The following is a 17,613-nucleotide window of genomic DNA, read 5'->3' on the forward strand; positions in this document are numbered from 1 at the left end:
TATTTGGCATGCTTATTTTTAGAATACCACACAATAAAAAGATATTTAAATGAAAAATGTTGACAAACTATTAGCTGGTTTATCTCTGCTTCTTAAGCTTCCTCTTTATACATTAGCCGGAAATTCTCCGCCTATGAATTTTCATACCTTCACGAAAATCAATAATGAATAATAACAGAGCCATAAATTTAGAAAGGAAAAAATTTGAGCGAAGCTTCGCAGATTCAAAAGAAAAGCCGCATGAACTCACTACTGCCGGTTAAGTGGATTAAATAATGTAAGAGAATAGGCTATTCTTACTTCAGCCCGTCAGAATAAGAAAAGATTCCAATACACTTAGCAAGGCTGGAAAATGTGTGTGCAATACTTCAGGTTGATTTGCCTCCCAGCTGATTGGAGCGGAGGGCACTCGACTCCTGCGGGATAGAGAGGTCACTGGAGACCCCGCAGGCGCCATAGCGCCGAGGAGGCTTCAGGACCTCCCCGCGGAAAGCGAGTGCCCGGAGCGGAAATCAACTGGCCCAGTTGCATAGACAATCAATATAGACTTTGACAAAATAAAAAATTGCCGAGAAAATTAACCTTTCTCGACAATTTGAGGATAAGGGGATTCCTTATCCTTTTAGCGTTGTACTTAAATACTCCTGCACCTCTCCTTGCAGCTTTTCGTAGGTTTGCTGCTCTGAGAGCTCCTCTTTGCCTGAAACTGTGAAGGTTTCGCCGCTTAGGTCAACACTTATAGCGGCATTATATAGATATGTGGCATTGCCGATTAGATCAATCCGGTACTTGCCATCCTGCTGGTGAACAATGCAGTGAACCTTTCCGCCATTGTTATAAACTTGAATACTGGTTTCAAGTTTATTTAACCCCTGCAGGCAGGTTACTAAGGAAGAAGCAGACATCGCCGTTCCGCAGGCATTTGTAAAGCCAACTCCGCGCTCAAATGTCCGCACATAAATGGCGCCAGATTCAAGCGGCTTTACAAAACTCACATTCACCCCATCAGGGAATAATTCATTTGGTCCGTTGACTTTTTCACTTAATTCTTTTTGAAGGTTACCTTCAAGCTGTCCAGCAGTAACAATCGCCACTAAATGAGGATTTGGAACCGCCAGGGCTGTAAACATTAAATCATCCGAAAGCTCTTCAATTTTTTCATTCAGAAGCGTTGGCTGATCTAAATTCAGCGGCAAAGCACTTAGTTCAAATAATACTGGTGAAATTTCTACCTGATAGGTGGGGACACCGTCATAAATTTCCGGTTTCCGGCTTACTTTGAGATTCGCCTTCATGGTTTCGATTACGGCTTCATCCAGCCCTTTTAGCTCGCAGACATAGCGGGCAACCAAGCGAAGCCCGTTTCCGCACATCGAAGCCTCAGAGCCGTCTGCATTAAAAACCCGCATTCTGCCATCCGCGTTTTTACTATTTATTACATACAAAATTCCATCGGCACCAAGCTCGCCTTCCCGATTGCAAAGCAGCTTAGCAAGTTCAGCCCTTTCACTTTCGGAAAAAGAATAGCCATTCGTTATTTCATCAATGATTAGAAAATCGTTACCAGAGCCATGTCCTTTAATTAATGTTATGTCCACAAAAAAACCCCCGTCTAGCTGTTTGGTAAATTTATTATATATCATACCAAACAATAAGAAAGAGGGGAAACAAGTTGATTTTATCTTTCAATAAAGTATTCATTTATTAAAAATGACAGCCTTAACAGCTTGTCCTCCTCTGATAAGCTATCTGTGAAGGTGAGTACCGGGGTATTGGGATCCGGAAACAGGCCGCTCCATTCCATCGGCATCCAGCCTCTTCTAAGCCTCCCCACCATTCTTTCTCCTTTGTTTAAAACCTGCTCATCCATATACAACGCGGAGCCCTCAACGGCGCCAATATATTTACCATTGGCATCCAGTAATTCTTTCTTGTATTTGTTCCAGGAAATTTTCCTTTTCTCCATGCACCCCAAGTAATTCCAATTCTTATCAAACACTTCAATTTTAAGAATTTTGCTTTCGTTTACCTTATAAAAACCAATCATCTCATCATTTGAGTTGCAGAGAGTAAAGGTTTTGTTGCGGTTATAGTTGAAAAAACCTCTGCCAGACTTTTTCACTATCGAGGCCGCTAAATGTCCGTTTGGAAAAAAAAGCTGTAATCTGGGAGAAAGGGTTTGAACATGAAGAAGTAACAAGTGGCGGGCCTCAAAAAAAGACCGGGCAGGTTTTTCTTCTTTAATCAAGATCAAATTTCGCTGAATCGACTGCGATTGCTTCATTCTAAAAAGATAGAGTTGAAACGCAAAGAAACTATAGAGGATAAACGGAATGGTTAAAAACATAATTTCATTTGTTTTAAAAAAGGAAAAATTCCCTGAAACAATCAGCATGGCCGGCAGTATAGCAGCAATGCTGCCGTTTAAACTAAGATTGGCGGAAGCCCGGTAATGTTGGTCTATTCTCATTAAGAAAACTCCTTATCATTTCCTTTCTATATTAATCTATTTTTGCTTCCGCTAAAAAATGATAGAAGTTTTTCTATCAATCAAAAAATAGAAAAAGAAGAGTCAAAGTTGACCTCTTCTTTTACTCGTTTATATATTTTTTGATAGAGTCTTTTAATGCTTTTGCATCCTCATAACCTTGATTATAAAGTATTTCTAATTTACGTGGATTACGTTCAATTCTTCCTACTTGAAGCGGTACTGTAGGGCGGATGAGAAAGCTGCTCCCATTTTTCTCTTCTTCATCCAAGTAATTGAGCGTATCATTATATTGTTGATAGCGATTCCGAAGTGCTGTTAACAAACCACTATATTCAGGGTACCTTCTGTCAGCCAGAAAATGAAATTTAGATGGTTTTTTTTGATAACCGGCATTACGGGTTAAGATGACAATATTTTTTTCATAGCCATCCTGTTTTGCCTTTTTGATCGGAATGGGGTCGCTGATTCCACCATCGAGCAGAATTTTTTCCTTAAAACGGATTTCAGGTGCAATAAACGGCAATGAACTTGAGGCCCTTAAAACAGTCAGAAGATCTTTCCCATAATCCTTTTTACTATAATAAACGGGTTCCCCAGTCATGCAATCAGTCGTCCCGATGACAAATTCTGAAGGATTTTGATAAAACCTGTCAAAGTCGTAAGGAATATGTTTGTTGGGAATTTCATCAAAAATAAAATCCATCCCAAAAATTTGCCGATTCTTAAAATAGTTTTTCCACGAAATATAGCGCGGGTCAGAAGCATATTCAATCGTGACGGTTTTATTTCTGCCTTTTTGTTTCGATAAATAGGAGGCTGCATTGCATGCCCCTGCAGATACGCCAATAACATAGGGGAAGAACATTTCCTGCTCTAAAAAGTATTCGAGGACACCCGCAGTATAAACACCCCGCATCCCTCCGCCTTCCAAAACCAAACCGACTCGATGATTCATGCAGATCCGTCCCTTCTTTGCCAATTAAACAATAGAAATTATAGATTATCTCTGCCCATTTGCAAAATGAAAAGACTTTTTTAGCTATAAAAAAAGACTGTCAAAGACAGCCTGTCATCCCTCACTTATTTTATTAACCGGAAAATCCACGGGAAACGGTATTCCTTTCCTTCATAAGCTTTCACCGCGGCAATAATATTAAATACTGCGGCCGCGATACCGACCACCCAAATTAGGAACAGCCCGACAAGTAGAACAATAAGGATACTGCTAATGACAAAGTAAACAATATAAGAAATTGTAAAATTAAAATATTCCTTCCCATGATAATCAATAAATGCTGACTCATCCTTTTTTAACAGCCAAATAATCAGCGGTCCAATTACAGGCACAAAGAAGTTTAGCACATACATGACAGCAGCCATTGTTCTTTCCTCATTACTAACCAAACGCGCTCCCCCCTAATAAATACTCCTATATACTATTACGCAAAACAAATTTAAATGTGTCATTAGTACCAAAAAACACCGGAAAAATAATGAAAAAGCCTTTAATAACCACTTTTCCCTTGTTAAAATGGATAAAATACTATAAACCCATTCAGAAAGGTTTTTATTTATGAAAAAATTACTTTTAAAAAACGCGGCCATTTACCCGGTTACATCTGCACCGATCCGCTGCGGTGATGTATTAATTGAAAATGGAAAAATAATAAAAGTAGAAGAAAACATCACCTGTGACACAGACATCCAAATAATCGATTGCGAAGGGCACTGCCTCTTTCCTGGATTTATCGACGTTCACACCCATTTGGGTTTGTATGACGAAGGTACAGGCTGGGCCGGCAACGATGCCAACGAAACGCATGAGCCGATGACGCCGCACATCAGGGCCATTGATGGGGTTCATCCACTAGATCCTGCTTTTACAGATGCGGTAAAAAGTGGCATCACCACAGTCCATATTATGCCGGGAAGTGCCAATGTAATTGGCGGTACCACCGCCATCATCAAAACTACCGGAAAAAATATCAAAAAAATGATTGTCGAGGAGACGGCCGGGCTAAAGATTGCCCTAGGGGAAAACCCGAAGCGAATTCACAGTCATGGAAACAGTAATTCCATAACAAGAATGGGAATTATGGGGATGCTTAGAGAAGCTTTCTATCAAGCCATTAACACGGAGAATCCTGATGATTTTCGGATTAAACCCCTCGTTATGGCACTGAAAAGAGAAATACCTGTAAGAATCCATGCCCATCGTGCAGATGACATTATTACTGCATTACGGCTCGCTGAAGAGTTTAATCTTGATTTGCGAATTGAACACTGTACGGAAGGGCATTTAATAGCGAATGAGCTTTCCGGTCTTGGCTTACAGGTATCGGTTGGCCCGACTTTAACGCGAAGATCGAAAATCGAACTAAAAAACAAAACATGGAAAACCTATCAGGATCTTACCAAGCATGGTATTGATGTATCGATTACGACTGACCATCCATATGTACCCATTCAATATTTAAATATTTGCGCAAGTCTTGCCATCAGGGAAGGCTTGCCGGAACAGAAGGCGCTTGAAGGCATCACAATCCTGCCGGCCAAAAATCTGAAAATCGACCACAGAGTAGGAAGTATTGAAGCAGGAAAAGAGGCGGATTTGGTCCTATGGAGCCAACACCCTTTTCATTATTTGGCGAAACCATTATGGACAATAATTGGCGGCGAGTTCATCTATCAGGATTCGTAGAATATTGTTGAAAAATGGCAAAAAATTTCACCAAAAATCCTACAAATAACTATTTATTTTTTAAAACTTTTCTTGTATGATTTTCTAGGTGAAACTGATTTTATTAGCGTAATTCCATTGGGGGTTTACAATCATAATCTGCTTTACACAAACAAAATAGGGAAGGCAAATGGTGCGCCACCAGTCATGACTGGTTCTAGTGGGTTCGATTCCCACCCCGAAATTTTTTTTCAACTTAAAAAAATTTCGAGGGTGGGCCGCTTCTTTTGACATGGGATCGGTATGCCCTAATATGGAGGGATAATCATGTTAAAAAAACGCGATGTACATGACAGCCACGAATTATACAATCTAATTACGCATCCAGATGTCTTCCCTTTTGTGCGCCAAAAAGCCGCTTCCTATGAGGAATTTTTATTTATGACAAAACAAACCATTGAAGCCGAAGAGCGCGGGGAGATCATATCCCGGACGATCCTTGATGAATGGGGATCACCAATCGGGACCATCAGCTTATTTGATGTTGAGGGCAACGCCGGATTTCTGGGAACATGGCTCGGAAAACCATATCATGGTAAAGGCTACAATAGTTTAGCTAAAGACGCATTTTTTCAAGAGTTATTTTATGAATTAGGCATCGAAACAGTTTTTATGAGAATCCGTAAAGTTAATATTCGCTCCATAAAAGCGGCGGAAAAACTCCCCTATGTTATGAAAGCAAATGAATCTAGAAAATCGTTGTATGAACAATTAAATGCAAATGGTGACATTTTTGATTTATATGAAATTCCTAAAGACCTTTATACCTTAAATTTGCTGCGAAACGGCTCAAATTTAGGAGAATCTCAGCGTCTCGAAGCATAAAGCTGATTGCAAAAGAAAAGGCAGTCGTGGTTAATACAACCCCGATTGCCTTTTTTAGTAAGATAACAAATTATTCCGTTACGTTTTGTTCCATTGATTCATTTATATCACTAAGACCCATATGGAGCAAAAATTCTTCTAGTTCCTCATTTGTCAGCGTTTCAAAGCGGCCATCATGAAAAAACACTTGGGTTTGATTAGGATTAATTCGATTGAGGTTAAAACTCATATTCTTTGCTCCTTTCATCGATGATTACTTACTATTATTAACAAAAGGAGCTGCTATCATACTTGACTATCAAATAGTTCAAAAAATTATAAATCATTTTCCAGTGTCTATATTAACTTTTAAAAACCTTCCCTAAAACATCACAACCCCCGGTAACAGGAATAATGCTACCCGTAATAAAATCAGAATTTTCCTCTACGATAAAACCAATCACACGAGCGATATCTTCGCCAGTTCCCTGTCTTTCGAATGCTGCTGCACTGATTTTTGCTTCTGTGGCTTCGATAATATTCTTTTCTTTCCATTCATTTGTGATATCCCCTGGACAGACCATATTTGCTGTAATGCCGTATTCTCTTTCCTCTAAAGCAATGGTCCGGGTTAAGGAGGCTAGGCCAGTTTTTGCAGATGCAAAGGCAGAACGGTAAATCCAGCCAGGAGCAGTTTCTGCCCTGTCAAAGCCTAATGTAATAATTCTTCCCCATTTTTGTTTTCGCATTAAAGGGATAATCTCTTTCGATAAATAAAAAAAAGAACTTAAATTTCCTTGAAGGATATAATTCCATTCGTCAAAGGTGTATTCCGCAAGCTTTTTTCGCTCATGTACATAAGGCCCTGCATTATGTATAAACACGTCGATGGTCCCATATGCTGAGACGGCTTCCTTTACAATGCGGTGACAATCCCCTTCATTGGCGACATCACCTTGAATGGCAAGGTTTTTTGTTCCAAATCGCCTGTCTAATTCCTTTGCTAAAGAATTTGCTTCCGCTTCACTATTACGATAGTTGATTACAAGCTGATACCCTTTATCTGCAAGGTGGAAGGCTGTTGCCTTTCCTATTCCAGATACCCCTCCTGTAATCAAAGCTGTTCGTTTTCCCACAAACAATTACCTCTCAAAATATATTTTCACCTTATACTATATGTTAAAAAGAATCCTCTATTTATGCAAATATTTACTTTGCACTGGACAATATCCTTGGATGGTAATCCCAAGATTTAATAACCTATGGGCATTCATCTGCATACTATACCGTAACAATGTGTAAAGGATGTGACAGCATGCAGACTGTTATCAACATTTTCAGCTTTAAAATCAACAGTGTCTCAAACAATGGGTCTGTCAACATCGGTGACGCACTTCATAATGCTCACACGGCCAATACTAAATCCCAGGGACAAAATGCATCCTATGGAGATTTCGCACCGCCGACTGCTGCTATGGAGAATGTCTTTATTGATCCGGACATTAATGATATGGGAGATATCGCGAATCCATCTAACGTCTTTTCAAATCCCATATAAAGGACTGAAAAATTATCATGCCTTTTCAAATTAATATATTTAACATTAAAACAAATGCCATGAATAATAATGCCAACATTGATTTTGGCCCGATTGTCCAAAACAGCCATACCTCCAACCAAAAATTAATCGGTACGAATATGGCTTTTGGTGATTTATCTCCTTCATCCTCCGGTCATGTCAATGTTTATACCGATATTGATATTACCGATCAGGACCAAATTGCTAACCCTTCAGCCCCGATTTTGAATCAAATATAATTTTTAGCAATCGAAAGGATGTAATGTTATGTTCCCATGGAATATGTTCCCTTTTAACAAAGACGTGAGGGAATCTCTTCAAAAAATGAAACCAGATGAGATTGACAAATACGTTCAGGATATCATTGGCAAGGTTTTACCCGGAAATATGAAAGGAATGATGAACCCGCAGGAAATGTTCAGTGGCTTTGGGCCGCAATCCTCCACTTCTCAGCCTGGAACCGGGGCATTAAACTCCTCAGCCTTTGAGACACACGATTACGTATTTGTAAGGATCCCCATTAAAGATGAAGAATGGATCAAAAAACTTCGCCTGTATCATACGTCAAATCAGCTTATTCTCGAACACATCCCCGAACCCGGAGATAAACACACCATCACCCTCCCAGCCATTGTCAAAAAGAAAGGTGCAGCAGCAAACTATAAAGATGGCACCCTTGAAGTGAAAATCCCGAAAAATATCGATATGCAGTTTTCACAGATTGATGTAACGGAAATTTTGTAATACATTTCCTGCATGTTTTTTTATCAAATTAATAAGATGAAATAACTGGCCATTTTCAAGGGGTGATATGATGGAGATTGATAAATTAAAAAAATGGATGGATGCAGCGCATAGCTTCCAATCTGAGGATTTTTGGAACAATATTTTCGATTCCAAGCAAACTTCTGCAGCCCCTTTCAATCCACAAACCATCAGCGATTTTTTTCCAAAATGTGATTTATTCGAGGAGGATAATATGCTGATCCTTGAAGCCGAGGTCCCCGGTTTGGAACGGGATCATCTCAATATATCCATCCAGCAGCAGGTGCTTACCATCAAAGGGGAATTTAAATCACTGCAGACTAATCGCAAGTATCATATTAAAGAACGGGCTAATCGGAAGTTTAAGAAGGAATTAATACTTCCGTATCCAACGGTCAGCCAACAAATAAAGACAGATATTAAAAACGGGATTTTAATGATTTTTATGCCCATTAATCTAGAAGAAGTTGAAGACATTCCTATTACCTTTAATTCTACCGCTCCTGAATAAAGTACAATGATGCAAATTTTCTCAGGAAAATCCACCAAGCAGCAAGGGCATAAAAAAATTTCCGAGTTAGAGAAAAGAATTGCTGTTCTTAAGGCGGCCATACAGGAATTTAAACAAGAAACAGAGTCAACAAAACCGAATGTAAAAAATGTTAATTTAAATTGGCATAATCTAAATAAATCTTTGATTGAAAAATTGACAGTGGGAAAGCAGGATAGCACCATCAATTTTGGTCAGTTAGATATTAATGAACTATCAGGACATTTAACAGTAGGAACGTCTTATGAAGGGGATTTTTCTGAAGAAATAAGAGCTAAGATAAAAGAAAAGCTTGAAAAGAAAGGTATAAAAGATGCAGAGGTTTAAAAAAGACAGCCTAGTGCTGTCTTTTTTAGTGTCCATTAGTTGAATTGTCGTGACCTTTCATATCCATATTTGAGTGGCTTGCATTTGGGTCTTCGGGTTCACTTGGTGTACCGACAACGAAATCCTTTTTGGGCATGCTGTGCATGTCTCTTGCAGTCACATGGGAAATTACATAGTAGGTTCCTTCTGTTGGAAAGGACTTTTCTAATCGGTAAATTCCATTTTCCGCATGTTTAACATTGATTTTTTCATGTTTTTCGTCCTTTGACCGCCAAATCTCAAACGTCACTTCATCTGCGTCCTCAACTGCTTCTTTTCCTTGAGTTACCTTTGCCTCAAATATAACCGGCTTATTTAGTTCTGCTTTTTCCGGTTTAATAGTGAGAGCTACCTCTATTATTTGCGGAGGCTCATTGGTTGCGTTATGATTTTCCTGTTTACCGCAAGAGGCTGCCAAAATTAAAAAAAGAATAGACAGCACACACCAAAGATATTTTTTCATTTATTTTCCCCTCCTGTCTCTTCACTTGAATTGTACATACTTACCAATATTATTGCAAAAAATAGATTTTAACAAGTCAATGAAAGGAGAAACCTATGACAACACCATACAGATGTCCAAATTGTAAAACCAATCGAAGCCGTTTTAATATTATTCAACAAGTATCTCATTCCGTAAAAATGGATCCCCAGTCGGGCTCTGTCATTCGAGAATACGCCAGTAATGAGTTAGAACCATTTCATCTTCCGTACAACGGACCTGATTATCGAGTTCAATGCGGGGCCTGCGGATTAATTGAAGATGAACGAACATTCATCAAACATGGCGAACAGCCAATCTAGTATTTCACAAAAAAACACCTTATGAGGAAATCTCCTCTCATTAAGGTGTTTTTTTTTATAGGTTATTTGCTTTAATAAATTGCTTCGAATCAATCTTCCAAGCATCTGCAGGAGAAAATCGCACCAAATGAATAGCCCCTTTATAGATTTGTCGGCCGCGATTTTTTAACACCCAATCAAGTTCAACGGGAACCTCCAAGCTAATTTCTTCTAATAAATCCTCTGGTGGCAATAACTCCATGCGCGAAATTCTAACATTTTCAATATTCTTTAGAATTGGCTTCAAACGGATATTTTGCACTGAAGCCTCTGAAATAATGCTTGCATCCTGTTGTTTAAAGCCAGTTATGTAAGCATTGATTACCTCGTAAGGATTGGCTTCACCTAGATAATCATCCAATTTTCCGGCTGATTTGAGAATCATCAGCTTATGGGATAAATCCATGGAATTTGTCCGATGCGTTGTGCTCCCATAAAAATGAATGCAAAAATGGCCCGGAAAATTATTTTTTAAAGCACCGGCACCGTGGGGCATTCCATGCATGGAAGCAGCAATCCAATTGTCTTTTTGATCCATGACGATTATCGCCCTGCGTTTCCAGCTCCATTTTCCGCCATAAATTTTTTTCATGATTTTCGTATCTTTTACGGTTAATGGTTGGACATCAGCATGATTGCTGCCAGCACGCCGCTGCACCTTAAATCGTTTCCCCGTTTCCAGATCGATGACGGTAAATTTAGAATACCGCGGCAATATTTCATCGACCTGTTTCCAATCAAGCATTTCGATTTTATAACTGATATCGCTATCGGCCTGAACCCTTTGCCCAACGAGGAGGATGCCGATCAATAGCCAAATGATGGATATCTTCTTCATTAAATCCCCCCCCTTTAAATACAAAAAATACACTATTTAAAGAGTTACCCGAAGAAGTCATGTTCATTCATTAAATTTAATAAGCCTGCCCCTGCTGCTTAACTTAAGCAGATTGGTGGCAGGCCCTTCGTTTATTGCATTTTTTCTTTTAAGACTTCGACTGCTTTTTGAACTTGGGTATCGTCAGATTTGATTTTTTCCCTTAATAGTTCCATCAGTTTCATGGTAGAGTCGCCTTTTAGGATTCCATCAGCCGGCAAATTATTGGCGGTCTGGAATGCAGTTACAGCCTCTTTTGTCTTTTCATCAAAGAATCCGTCTTCACGACCCGGGTCAAAACCAATGGCTTTTAACATTTTCTGAGCGGTTTGGACTTCAGCTGATGATGAAGATAATGACAGCTCTTTATCAGGATTAATGATTGACAAGGATGCATAATCCGGTAATGCCACTTCCACATCAGGCTTAATCCCTTTTTTATGAATCCAATTACCATTAGGTGTCAGCCACTTGGCAATCGTAAATTTCAGGTTGGAGCCGTCTGTGAAATTGGAAGCAGTCTGCACAGTTCCTTTTCCGAACGATTTTTCGCCAACCAATGTAACACCAGCTGATTCTTTAACCGCAGAAGCTAGGATCTCAGATGCACTGGCACTGCCTTTATCAATCAGAACAACTAATGGAAGATTTGGACTGCCGGCATTTTGTGAGGCAATTTCTTTTATCTTGCCATTACGGTCCTCTTCCTTAACAATTACTTTTCCTTTCGGAACAAACATACTCGATATACTTACAGCCTGGTCCAAAAGACCGCCTGGGTTCTGTCTAAGGTCTAATACAAGACCTTTCATCCCTTTCTTCTGCAAGTCATTTAATGTGCTTGTCAATTCTTTTGCGGTATTAGTTGAAAAGCTTGTAATTTGCACTTTTGCGATTTTGTCATCAACCATTTCCCCATATACCGTTTCAATTGGGATTTGATCGCGGATAATCGGTACAGAAATCGGGGTATCTTGTCCTGTTCTCTTAATGGACAATTCGACCTTCGATCCCTTCTTACCCCTGATAATGGTTACAGCCTGAGTAGATGTCATGCCCTGAAGGGTTTTTCCATCAACTGAAAGAATAATGTCATTAGGCTGTAAACCGGCTTTTTCCGCCGGGGACCCTTTTATCGGCGAGACAATCATAATATGACCGTCTTTTTCTTGAATCTCAGCGCCAATTCCTTCAAACGATGAAGAAATGCTGTTATTAAAATTCTTGGCCTCATCTTTGCTCATATAATCAGAATAAGGATCGTCCAAGGATTCCACCATTCCGTTAATGGCTCCATTAATCAATTTTTGATCATTTACTTTTTTGTAATAATCCTTATTCAAGGTGTCAAATGCTTCATACAGTTTTGCAAATTCTTTTCGGTCGTTGTTAACTGTCACTACTTTTTCATCACCAAATGAAAGGGCAACTGTAGTGATTCCTGCTGATAAAAAAACAATCAAAAAAAGCAGCATAATAAAGTGAAATCTTTTTAAACGAATATATCCCGGCTTATTGTTATCCGTCAGTTGCTCTTGCTCAACTTTTTCCTGATCCATTTTCTCTTCTTCCAAAGCCATCACCACTTTCATTAACCATCAAAATAAGAAGCGGACTTGCTTTCGTGACTAGAAAAGTCAAGACTCGCTATAATATTTGAATCACTTTTTAAAATCTAAAAAATTTACCCTTAGTGTTTAGAATAACATCTTTTTAATAAATTTAACAAAGAAAAGTTAATGAAAAAATTATTAAATATTAATTAAAAAATAGTAACCCCCTTCATTCCGGAAGGGGGTTATGTCAATTATTCCTTAATAGATGCTTCCAATGCAACTTCAATCATATCATTAAAGGTCAGTTGTCTTTCTTCGGCTGTTGTCTCTTCACCTGTTAAAATATGGTCACTGACAGTTAAAATAGACAGTGCTCGCCGGCCAAACTTGGCAGCAAGAGTATAAAGGGCTGTTGTTTCCATTTCAATAGCAAGGATTTGATATTTCGCCCACTTTTCAAGCTCGGCATTATCGTTATAAAAGGAATCCGCTGTAAAAACGCTGCCTACTTTTAAGTTAAGCCCCTTCTGCACCCCTGCATCATAGGCATTTTTCAACAAATCAAAATTTGCCGCAGGCGCATAGTCAACATGCCCAAAAGTCAGCCGATTCATGTTAGAATCGGTCGAGCTCGTCATGGCCAAGATAACATCACGGACCTTTACATCCTTTTGGATGGCACCGCATGTACCGACCCGAATTAAGTTTTTTACATTATAACTTTGGATTAATTCATTCACATATATAGAAATGGACGGAACTCCCATTCCTGTTCCTTGAACAGATATTTTTTTCCCGTTATATGTACCAGTAAATCCAAACATATTCCGAACTTCGTTATAACACACTGCCCCCTCCAAAAACGTCTCAGCAATATATTTGGCACGAAGCGGATCTCCCGGAAGAAGTACTGTTTCAGCAATTTCTTGCTCTTTTGCGCCGATATGTACACTCATCAATGGAACCCTCCTTATTATGTAAGTGCAATAACATGTTGCACCATAGTCACTATAACATACACCTTTTTTTAATAAAAACCAAAATGAGAAAAAACATGATTTTTTATTTTTTGTGGGGAATTATATTTGTAGGCCCAAAATTATATTTTGAAAATTACCTACTGGAGGTTTGAAAAAATGGGAAAAAAACATCGAAACCGAATTCGCGGGCAGAAAAAAAATAATCACGTGCCGCCGGAAGCCATCATTGCTGAACATGAGGCACATGCAAAAGAGGATAGTGCTACCGGAGGCAGAAAGCAATAATATATAGAGGCTGACAAAAACATGTCAGCCTTCCTTATCTGTTAAATAATATTATTCTATTAATAGGGAACCATCCTCCAGGCTGGAGTTGAAAATAATATTGACCGCCGCGCCCCTCATCAATTAAAACAATATCCCATGTGGATAGAAATCTTCCTTTATAATTGGGAGGGATTCTATCTGTAACATTAAATTGGCTAAAGGTTTCCTGAAGACATTGTTCTCTGCTGCCCGCTTGAATGGTTGTCCGGTAAACCTGTTTATGCCCTTTCCTTTCGCGATGTTTTGGAGTTTGAAAGAGCGTCACATCATATTGAATACAGGTCCTTCTTGTCAGCATTTTGATCATAATACCCCTCCAATTATTTGAATAATTTGTCTATTTTAATAATTAAAGACGGGTATTGTCGATTCCTTCAAAGAAACAACACTATTTTTGTCGAAAAGTAGTTTTTTTATAAAAAAACAATGGCACCATATGAACAGCACCATTGTTTAACACTTATAAATTATTAAGAATATCTGCCAATCACATTTTGGATTTGCTGTCTTAGAGAAGGGATATCAGAATTGGTAACGGTCATTCTTACGTTTGTTTCATCCGTTCCGAGTGCTTCTGAGAATAAACCAGAAAGTCCTCTTGCCTTGCGGTCGACCTGGAACATTAGGTCAAGGCCGCCATTTCCAGCAGGGAAGAACACAACTTCAAGCTCATCTAAGCGTCCACGGAATGATCCGGACACCGGAACAAACTCAAATTCTTGAACAAATGGCAGGCGTCCGCGCAATCTTCTCGGCGCTTCTTCACAATCGGCCTCACGAATTCTAAATCCAAGGCTGTCGACAGCATCAAAAACCGCAGACATTAACGGGTTGGGGACAACCTTGAGATAGTCTTTGTCCCCCGGATCCACTGCTCCTTTAATATCTAATCCAGTGGAAACCCACACTTTAGACCTTCCAATAGATAAGGGAGTATCATATGGCAACTGGAACGTAAACGGGATTTCCCTCTTCTCATTCACATTAATTGTAAATGGTGTAGTAATCCGGAAACGGTCGATGGTGGCAGTGACCGTATACTTACGGTCATCCGATTCTTTTAGGTAGGTAGTATTTAAAGCAAGGTAAATTTCATCAATTTGTTGATCCACTTTACCCCCTTTTATTTCTACAACACCTTTCACTGTTTCTCCCGGCATGTAAGTGTCCTTTTCAAGCTTCGTGTCTACGGTCGCCGCGCCAATTCCAACACTGGCAAACATTTTGTTAAAGAGTGACATTGTTTATTCCTCCTAAATCATTCATAAGATTTTGTATATCTTTTTTTACTTGTACGCAATTGTCATAAGGAGTCTCAAGCATGAGCAATTTTCGTAAAATGTGTTTAGCATGTTCTGTTATATCTAACTCCTCTTCCCAGCTCTTTTCCTTCTTATTTTCGGGAAATGAGAAGTTTGAATATATCAAAAACAGCAGAAAGTGACCCAGACCATAAAAATCAGCCTGGAAATTCAGCTCTTTCCGGGGGTTCGATTCCTTGGATTTTTTACCTCCGACGTTATCCAAAGATCTGGCCAACCCCAGATCAATTAACTTAATCGCTGACCCGTCAAAAATCACATTTGGAATCCGGATATCCCTATGAACAATATTCCGCTCATGAAGATAGCCGATCATCTCAAGCAGCTCATAGCCAATGGAAAAAGCTTCTCTTTCGGTTAACTTCCATCCCTCAGAGAAAATAAGCTGCTCGTAATTCTTACCCTCGATATATTCCATTGTAAAATACGGTATATGTCTATATGTACCCCCCTCAAAGTAATGTGGGAAACCAGGATGGTTAATGGAGCGCAGCAATTCCTTTTCAAATTCAAACCCTCTCAGGCCAGTCCTGGTGATTCTTTTATGAAGCCTTAATGCTTTTAAAACTTTGTAATCTTGGGAGGAAAGATCAAGTACTAAATAGCTATGTCCGTAACTCCCCATCCCAAGATGCTCCATCACCTTATAGCGGCCAGAAATTATTTCTTCTTTGGAAAACTGTTTTTCAATGAAACTTGATAAACCTAATATTAATCTTTTATACATTTCAGCGGACCTTTTTTTCACAGTTAACTGCTAAAGAAACTAGACAGGAAGCTGCCGCTTTTATGCTTCTTTTTATAGTGATAATGCCCCATCTGGCTGTGCTTATAATGGTTCTTTTTTTTCCAATGATCACTTGAAGACCCATACTTTTGATGATGAAGCTGGTTCTTAAAAATTGATTTAAGGATTTTTTTGAACATCCATATCCCCCCAATCTTTCGTATTCATATATACGAGAGGGACAAAAAAAGGTTTCGCGATTTTTAAAATTTTTAGGACGTTTTACCCGTATAAAACAAAAAGCGAGCATGGACTGCTCGTCTTTCGTTTTCATCTATATAATTGTCATTTTTTTAGGAAAGCGGTTATAACTTAATCATCCTGTACTTCTTCATCAATAATGCTTTTTTCAATTAGATATTCAAACGTAATATCTGCGATTTCCTCTAATTCCTCTTCGCTAGGAACGTATCCTCTCTTGACAAGTTCGTGAAAGAAAAATTCAGCAATTTCTTCTGTATCAATAAATACTTCAATTTCTCTCAAGTCATCGCCCCCTTTTTACAGAATGTATGACCGTTAAAGCTTTTTCATGCTAGTTACTTTGGGATGTCTAATTGGTTCGAGGTGGAATTTTATTGCAGATTGAAACTTTTCAGTTCTGAATTTGCTGGACAAGCATAGGATGAATAACAAGATGATATCCACGAGGTGATTGTATGACGAATTTACTTTGGAAGCTTGAGGCTTGGATGGAAGATGTAAATCGTGAGGATGGCATCACCCTCCAATATTTCGAAAAAATCCTAGATTGCTTGTTTTCTTTTATAAAATGGGCTGGTATTCCATTTATTCTTTATTTATTGTTCGAAATATTAACCTAACAACTAGACATGGCTTTTGCCATCGTTATTAACAAGACTTTCCAACTTCTTCAGGATAACCCGCATAACTTGATAGTATTCTTGATCATGAAATAATTCATAAAGAATTCGGTAGTCATTAAATATGTCTAACAGATTATCAATTAATTCTTTTTTCTCCTTTTTGCGAGAAATTTCTTCAAATTCTGCTTTTCTAACCATGTTCTGTATATTTGGACTTTTTGTTGTTTTATCTTGTTTGTTCACTAAGTATAAAAGACCAAGCTTTTGGATAAATGTATCTGCACTTTCAGCATCAGCGACAAGTGTCAGTTCTTCTTCTCCGACTTCCAGCCATTCCCCGTCACTTACCCTTGACAATTCGTAAATGACATCTTCCCAGGCGTCTTCTTTATAGCGCCAAATTTCTGTCCGGAAGCCAATCACTTTAAAAAGATCCGCACCATAGCCGCTAACTTGAACCAAATCGCCGATAAAAAACTTGTATTCTATATCAATTTGTTCCTGTTCTAAGACCTTGCCATCATATTCTGAGAGCAATTCCAATGCTGATTCATTAAATAAACCATGGCTTTTATTGACTTCATACACATAATCTCCGTCCAGCCATTTCACATCCGTCACTCTGCCTACAGTCCCGTAAATTGTAATCACAACCGTATCACCTATTTTATACTTTGGTTTTTTCCTTTTTGTCATTTCCTCTCCTCCCCTTTAAGGATTAGCCGTGAATTTTGATTACAATAGTATATGCGAACATCTTTTTAAAAGCGCTAGACATTTTTAAAATGAAAAAATCGCC

Annotated in this window: 26 protein-coding genes; 10 read left to right on the plus strand and 16 right to left on the minus strand. The window is 38.8% G+C overall.

All coding sequences use genetic code 11. The features are described 5' to 3' along the window. Positions 1-614 precede the first annotated feature (614 nt). The 4 genes from dapF to ACFPA1_RS13930 all read right to left on the minus strand — a co-directional run bounded on the left by dapF (position 615) and on the right by ACFPA1_RS13930 (position 3,895). Positions 615-1,598, minus strand: coding sequence for a diaminopimelate epimerase (gene dapF / locus ACFPA1_RS13915; RefSeq protein WP_378583772.1), 984 nt, complete (start codon positions 1,596-1,598; stop codon positions 615-617). Between the two features lie 80 nt (positions 1,599-1,678). Continuing rightward, on the minus strand, positions 1,679-2,470 hold the full coding sequence (locus ACFPA1_RS13920; RefSeq protein WP_378583774.1) for a hypothetical protein: 792 nt from the start codon (positions 2,468-2,470) through the stop codon (positions 1,679-1,681). Positions 2,471-2,591: 121 nt separating this feature from the next. Continuing rightward, positions 2,592-3,446: a patatin-like phospholipase family protein gene (locus ACFPA1_RS13925; protein ID WP_213145149.1), complete on the minus strand. Its 855-nt coding sequence runs from the start codon at positions 3,444-3,446 to the stop codon at positions 2,592-2,594. Positions 3,447-3,571: 125 nt separating this feature from the next. Then, positions 3,572-3,895 (minus strand): DUF4870 domain-containing protein, encoded by a 324-nt coding sequence (locus ACFPA1_RS13930; protein ID WP_241114010.1) that lies wholly within the window; start codon positions 3,893-3,895, stop codon positions 3,572-3,574. A 169-nt stretch (positions 3,896-4,064) separates the two neighbouring features. On the opposite strand from ACFPA1_RS13930, the gene ACFPA1_RS13935 reads away from it, so the two are divergent. Both ACFPA1_RS13935 and ACFPA1_RS13940 read left to right on the plus strand, forming a co-directional pair. Beyond that, on the plus strand, positions 4,065-5,192 hold the full coding sequence (locus ACFPA1_RS13935; protein ID WP_378583779.1) for an amidohydrolase: 1,128 nt from the start codon (positions 4,065-4,067) through the stop codon (positions 5,190-5,192). Positions 5,193-5,498: 306 nt separating this feature from the next. Then, a complete protein-coding gene (locus ACFPA1_RS13940; RefSeq protein ID WP_213145147.1) occupies positions 5,499-6,056 on the plus strand; it encodes a GNAT family N-acetyltransferase in 558 nt (185 codons plus the stop codon). A 70-nt stretch (positions 6,057-6,126) separates the two neighbouring features. Here ACFPA1_RS13940 and ACFPA1_RS13945 read toward each other — a convergent pair whose 3' ends face one another. Together ACFPA1_RS13945 and ACFPA1_RS13950 are read right to left on the minus strand one after the other, a co-directional pair. Continuing rightward, positions 6,127-6,285, minus strand: a complete 159-nt coding sequence (locus ACFPA1_RS13945) for a hypothetical protein (protein WP_213120507.1) — start codon at positions 6,283-6,285, stop codon at positions 6,127-6,129. A 112-nt stretch (positions 6,286-6,397) separates the two neighbouring features. Further along, positions 6,398-7,171 carry an SDR family oxidoreductase gene (locus tag ACFPA1_RS13950; RefSeq protein WP_378583782.1) on the minus strand — a complete coding sequence of 258 codons (774 nt, stop codon included), beginning with the start codon at positions 7,169-7,171 and terminating at the stop codon, positions 6,398-6,400. Between the two features lie 179 nt (positions 7,172-7,350). On the opposite strand from ACFPA1_RS13950, the gene ACFPA1_RS13955 reads away from it, so the two are divergent. From ACFPA1_RS13955 to ACFPA1_RS13975, 5 genes are all read left to right on the plus strand, one after another. Further along, entirely contained in the window at positions 7,351-7,593 is a 243-nt protein-coding gene (locus tag ACFPA1_RS13955) for a spore germination protein (protein ID WP_213120505.1), read from the plus strand. Positions 7,594-7,610: 17 nt separating this feature from the next. Beyond that, complete coding sequence (locus tag ACFPA1_RS13960) at positions 7,611-7,853, plus strand: spore germination protein (protein ID WP_213120504.1); 243 nt, start codon at positions 7,611-7,613, stop codon at positions 7,851-7,853. 28 nt (positions 7,854-7,881) lie between these two features. Further along, entirely contained in the window at positions 7,882-8,358 is a 477-nt protein-coding gene (locus ACFPA1_RS13965; protein WP_213120503.1) for an Hsp20/alpha crystallin family protein, read from the plus strand. A gap of 67 nt (positions 8,359-8,425) precedes the next feature. Beyond that, positions 8,426-8,890: an Hsp20/alpha crystallin family protein gene (locus tag ACFPA1_RS13970; RefSeq protein WP_213145145.1), complete on the plus strand. Its 465-nt coding sequence runs from the start codon at positions 8,426-8,428 to the stop codon at positions 8,888-8,890. 6 nt (positions 8,891-8,896) lie between these two features. After that, positions 8,897-9,256: a hypothetical protein gene (locus ACFPA1_RS13975; protein WP_213145144.1), complete on the plus strand. Its 360-nt coding sequence runs from the start codon at positions 8,897-8,899 to the stop codon at positions 9,254-9,256. 25 nt (positions 9,257-9,281) lie between these two features. Here ACFPA1_RS13975 and ACFPA1_RS13980 read toward each other — a convergent pair whose 3' ends face one another. Continuing rightward, positions 9,282-9,758 carry a FixH family protein gene (locus ACFPA1_RS13980; RefSeq protein ID WP_213145143.1) on the minus strand — a complete coding sequence of 159 codons (477 nt, stop codon included), beginning with the start codon at positions 9,756-9,758 and terminating at the stop codon, positions 9,282-9,284. A gap of 95 nt (positions 9,759-9,853) precedes the next feature. Here ACFPA1_RS13980 and ACFPA1_RS13985 point away from each other — a divergent pair, with 95 nt between their 5' ends. Beyond that, positions 9,854-10,099, plus strand: a complete 246-nt coding sequence (locus tag ACFPA1_RS13985; protein WP_241114009.1) for a DNA alkylation repair protein — start codon at positions 9,854-9,856, stop codon at positions 10,097-10,099. A gap of 55 nt (positions 10,100-10,154) precedes the next feature. Here the strand turns inward: ACFPA1_RS13985 and ACFPA1_RS13990 are convergent, their stop codons facing one another. From ACFPA1_RS13990 to deoD, 3 genes are all read right to left on the minus strand, one after another. Beyond that, positions 10,155-10,976 carry a hypothetical protein gene (locus ACFPA1_RS13990; RefSeq protein ID WP_378583788.1) on the minus strand — a complete coding sequence of 274 codons (822 nt, stop codon included), beginning with the start codon at positions 10,974-10,976 and terminating at the stop codon, positions 10,155-10,157. A 131-nt stretch (positions 10,977-11,107) separates the two neighbouring features. Then, positions 11,108-12,574, minus strand: a complete 1,467-nt coding sequence (locus tag ACFPA1_RS13995; protein WP_213145326.1) for a S41 family peptidase — start codon at positions 12,572-12,574, stop codon at positions 11,108-11,110. A gap of 248 nt (positions 12,575-12,822) precedes the next feature. Further along, positions 12,823-13,527: a purine-nucleoside phosphorylase gene (gene deoD, locus ACFPA1_RS14000; protein WP_378583791.1), complete on the minus strand. Its 705-nt coding sequence runs from the start codon at positions 13,525-13,527 to the stop codon at positions 12,823-12,825. A gap of 180 nt (positions 13,528-13,707) precedes the next feature. Here deoD and ACFPA1_RS14005 point away from each other — a divergent pair, with 180 nt between their 5' ends. Then, a complete protein-coding gene (locus tag ACFPA1_RS14005; RefSeq protein WP_213145140.1) occupies positions 13,708-13,836 on the plus strand; it encodes a hypothetical protein in 129 nt (42 codons plus the stop codon). A gap of 34 nt (positions 13,837-13,870) precedes the next feature. On the opposite strand, the gene ACFPA1_RS14010 is transcribed toward ACFPA1_RS14005, so the two are convergent. From ACFPA1_RS14010 to ACFPA1_RS14030, 5 genes are all read right to left on the minus strand, one after another. Further along, complete coding sequence (locus ACFPA1_RS14010; protein ID WP_213145139.1) at positions 13,871-14,185, minus strand: YodL domain-containing protein; 315 nt, start codon at positions 14,183-14,185, stop codon at positions 13,871-13,873. 163 nt (positions 14,186-14,348) lie between these two features. After that, entirely contained in the window at positions 14,349-15,119 is a 771-nt protein-coding gene (locus ACFPA1_RS14015; RefSeq protein WP_213145138.1) for a sporulation protein, read from the minus strand. Continuing rightward, entirely contained in the window at positions 15,106-15,927 is an 822-nt protein-coding gene (locus ACFPA1_RS14020) for a serine/threonine protein kinase (protein ID WP_213145137.1), read from the minus strand. Before ACFPA1_RS14020 ends, ACFPA1_RS14015 begins: the two co-directional genes overlap by 14 nt. 23 nt (positions 15,928-15,950) lie before the next feature. Beyond that, a complete protein-coding gene (locus ACFPA1_RS14025; RefSeq protein ID WP_241114008.1) occupies positions 15,951-16,127 on the minus strand; it encodes a hypothetical protein in 177 nt (58 codons plus the stop codon). A gap of 172 nt (positions 16,128-16,299) precedes the next feature. Then, the gene (locus ACFPA1_RS14030) at positions 16,300-16,473 is read right to left on the minus strand and encodes a YozD family protein (protein WP_213120491.1); all 174 of its coding nucleotides are present in this window, start codon (positions 16,471-16,473) and stop codon (positions 16,300-16,302) included. 173 nt (positions 16,474-16,646) lie between these two features. Between ACFPA1_RS14030 and ACFPA1_RS14035 the strand changes: the two genes are divergently transcribed. Next, positions 16,647-16,811, plus strand: coding sequence for a hypothetical protein (locus ACFPA1_RS14035; RefSeq protein WP_213145135.1), 165 nt, complete (start codon positions 16,647-16,649; stop codon positions 16,809-16,811). Between the two features lie 3 nt (positions 16,812-16,814). Here the strand turns inward: ACFPA1_RS14035 and ACFPA1_RS14040 are convergent, their stop codons facing one another. Beyond that, the gene (locus ACFPA1_RS14040; RefSeq protein ID WP_213145134.1) at positions 16,815-17,510 is read right to left on the minus strand and encodes a hypothetical protein; all 696 of its coding nucleotides are present in this window, start codon (positions 17,508-17,510) and stop codon (positions 16,815-16,817) included. Between the last annotated feature and the right edge of the window lie 103 nt (positions 17,511-17,613).

Source organism: Neobacillus sp. GCM10023253 (assembly GCF_042653105.1).
In the GTDB taxonomy this organism is placed as follows: domain Bacteria; phylum Bacillota; class Bacilli; order Bacillales; family Cytobacillaceae; genus Neobacillus; species Neobacillus citreus.

What these genes read in the sequence shown, in the direction of transcription:
- ACFPA1_RS13920 (WP_378583774.1), bottom strand. Translation starts at nt 2,470, where the DNA reads ATGAGAATAGACCAACATTACCGGGCTTCCGCCAATCTTAGTTTAAAC.
- ACFPA1_RS13925 (WP_213145149.1), bottom strand. Translation starts at nt 3,446, where the DNA reads ATGAATCATCGAGTCGGTTTGGTTTTGGAAGGCGGAGGGATGCGGGGT.
- ACFPA1_RS13935 (WP_378583779.1), top strand. Translation starts at nt 4,065, where the DNA reads ATGAAAAAATTACTTTTAAAAAACGCGGCCATTTACCCGGTTACATCT.
- ACFPA1_RS13940 (WP_213145147.1), top strand. Translation starts at nt 5,499, where the DNA reads ATGTTAAAAAAACGCGATGTACATGACAGCCACGAATTATACAATCTA.
- ACFPA1_RS13945 (WP_213120507.1), bottom strand. Translation starts at nt 6,285, where the DNA reads ATGAGTTTTAACCTCAATCGAATTAATCCTAATCAAACCCAAGTGTTT.
- ACFPA1_RS13955 (WP_213120505.1), top strand. Translation starts at nt 7,351, where the DNA reads ATGCAGACTGTTATCAACATTTTCAGCTTTAAAATCAACAGTGTCTCA.
- ACFPA1_RS13960 (WP_213120504.1), top strand. Translation starts at nt 7,611, where the DNA reads ATGCCTTTTCAAATTAATATATTTAACATTAAAACAAATGCCATGAAT.
- ACFPA1_RS13965 (WP_213120503.1), top strand. Translation starts at nt 7,882, where the DNA reads ATGTTCCCATGGAATATGTTCCCTTTTAACAAAGACGTGAGGGAATCT.
- ACFPA1_RS13970 (WP_213145145.1), top strand. Translation starts at nt 8,426, where the DNA reads ATGATGGAGATTGATAAATTAAAAAAATGGATGGATGCAGCGCATAGC.
- ACFPA1_RS13975 (WP_213145144.1), top strand. Translation starts at nt 8,897, where the DNA reads ATGATGCAAATTTTCTCAGGAAAATCCACCAAGCAGCAAGGGCATAAA.
- ACFPA1_RS13980 (WP_213145143.1), bottom strand. Translation starts at nt 9,758, where the DNA reads ATGAAAAAATATCTTTGGTGTGTGCTGTCTATTCTTTTTTTAATTTTG.
- ACFPA1_RS13985 (WP_241114009.1), top strand. Translation starts at nt 9,854, where the DNA reads ATGACAACACCATACAGATGTCCAAATTGTAAAACCAATCGAAGCCGT.
- ACFPA1_RS13990 (WP_378583788.1), bottom strand. Translation starts at nt 10,976, where the DNA reads ATGAAGAAGATATCCATCATTTGGCTATTGATCGGCATCCTCCTCGTT.
- ACFPA1_RS13995 (WP_213145326.1), bottom strand. Translation starts at nt 12,574, where the DNA reads ATGGATCAGGAAAAAGTTGAGCAAGAGCAACTGACGGATAACAATAAG.
- deoD (WP_378583791.1), bottom strand. Translation starts at nt 13,527, where the DNA reads ATGAGTGTACATATCGGCGCAAAAGAGCAAGAAATTGCTGAAACAGTA.
- ACFPA1_RS14005 (WP_213145140.1), top strand. Translation starts at nt 13,708, where the DNA reads ATGGGAAAAAAACATCGAAACCGAATTCGCGGGCAGAAAAAAAATAAT.
- ACFPA1_RS14010 (WP_213145139.1), bottom strand. Translation starts at nt 14,185, where the DNA reads ATGATCAAAATGCTGACAAGAAGGACCTGTATTCAATATGATGTGACG.
- ACFPA1_RS14015 (WP_213145138.1), bottom strand. Translation starts at nt 15,119, where the DNA reads ATGTCACTCTTTAACAAAATGTTTGCCAGTGTTGGAATTGGCGCGGCG.
- ACFPA1_RS14020 (WP_213145137.1), bottom strand. Translation starts at nt 15,927, where the DNA reads ATGTATAAAAGATTAATATTAGGTTTATCAAGTTTCATTGAAAAACAG.
- ACFPA1_RS14025 (WP_241114008.1), bottom strand. Translation starts at nt 16,127, where the DNA reads ATGTTCAAAAAAATCCTTAAATCAATTTTTAAGAACCAGCTTCATCAT.
- ACFPA1_RS14035 (WP_213145135.1), top strand. Translation starts at nt 16,647, where the DNA reads ATGACGAATTTACTTTGGAAGCTTGAGGCTTGGATGGAAGATGTAAAT.
- ACFPA1_RS14040 (WP_213145134.1), bottom strand. Translation starts at nt 17,510, where the DNA reads ATGACAAAAAGGAAAAAACCAAAGTATAAAATAGGTGATACGGTTGTG.